This window comes from Streptomyces sp. B1866 (assembly GCF_031932565.1).
Lineage (GTDB): Bacteria > Actinomycetota > Actinomycetes > Streptomycetales > Streptomycetaceae > Streptomyces.
In genome coordinates, this window is sequence record NZ_JAVSCF010000219.1 from 9,862 (window position 1) to 11,048 (window position 1,187).

Below are 1,187 nucleotides of genomic sequence, written 5' to 3' on the forward strand. Positions count from 1 at the left end.
CGGGCGGGACCAGTCCGGGCGGGACCAGTCCGGGCGGGACCAGTCCGGGCGGGACGAGGCCGCCGCCGAGGTGCACACGGCCGTGGACCTGCTCGCGCCGCTGGCCGACCGGTGCGGTGCGGACCTGGACCGGTTCCGCGCGGAGCTGGCGCTCGGCGTCGAGGTGGACACCTGGGACCCGCGCGCCGACCGGATCTCGCTGCTGACGCTGCACGCCTCCAAGGGCCTGGAGTTCCCGGTGGTGTTCGTGGTCGGCTGCGAGGACGGGCTGCTGCCGCTGCGCTTCCCGGGGGCCGCGCCGGGCGCGGCCGGTGCCGAGGAGGCCGAGGAGCGGGAGGAGGCGGTGCGCGAGGAGCGGCGGCTGCTGTTCGTCGGCATGACCCGCGCGCAGCGGCACCTGTACCTCAGCCACGCCGGGGAGCGCCTGCGGCAGGGGTCCGTGCGCAAGGCCGCGCCGTCGCCGTTCCTGGCCGCCCTCGGCTCGGACGTGTGCGAGCGGGTGGGGGAGGCGGGCCCGCGCCGCAGGCCCCGGGACACGCAGCTGCGCCTGCTGTGAGGTCCTGCCGCGGTGTGACGTGCGCCGCCGGGGCCGTCCGGCGCGGGTCACGGGCTCGGCGGGCGCGGGACGCTCACAGCGGCTTGGCGTAGCAGACGCTGTCGCCGGCGTGGCGGTACATGCCGAACTTCGCCGTCGGCCGGTAGCCGCTGGACTCGTACAGGGCGACGGCCTCGGGCTGCTTGAGCCCGGTCTCCAGCACCATGCGCACCCGCCCGGCCGCGCGGGCGCTGTCCTCCAGCCGGGCCAGTATGCGGCGGGCGAGCCCGAGCCCGCGCGCCTCGGGCACCACGTACATGCGCTTGATCTCGGCGTCCCCGTCCGAGAACCCCGTGTCGCCGTGGTCCTGGGCGCGCCAGCCGCCGGTGGCCACCGGGCGGTCCGCGGTGTCGTACGCCAGGAGGTAGAGCCCGTGCGGCGGGTCGAAGTGGGCCGCCGCCATCGCGGTCACGTCCCCCTCGCCGTAGCGCGCAACGTACTCCAGCTGGACCAGGTCGTTGAGCTTGACGGCGTCGGGGTGGTCGAAGGGCACCGGCAGGATGCGCATGCCGGTCATCGTACGGACGGGGTCCGGCGGCGGCCTAAGGGTTTTCGGCGCCCCGGGCCGGCCCGGCGCCCCGGCCCGGCCCGG

At 76.9% G+C, this 1,187-nt stretch carries 2 protein-coding genes; one reads left to right on the forward strand and one right to left on the reverse strand.

Annotated features, from left to right (window positions below):
• Positions 1–556: 3'-5' exonuclease (locus tag RKE29_RS23285; protein WP_312007539.1), on the forward strand; the 556-nt coding region annotated here is incomplete at its 5' end.
• 73 nt (positions 557–629) lie between these two features.
• Here the strand turns inward: RKE29_RS23285 and RKE29_RS23290 are convergent.
• A complete protein-coding gene (locus tag RKE29_RS23290) occupies positions 630–1,103 on the reverse strand; it encodes a GNAT family N-acetyltransferase (RefSeq protein ID WP_312007540.1) in 474 nt (157 codons plus the stop codon).
• Positions 1,104–1,187 lie beyond the last annotated feature (84 nt).

Bases quoted from the DNA above. Each gene is read 5' to 3' on its own strand.
- RKE29_RS23290 (WP_312007540.1), bottom strand. From the start codon at position 1,103: ATGCGCATCCTGCCGGTGCCCTTCGACCACCCCGACGCCGTCAAGCTC.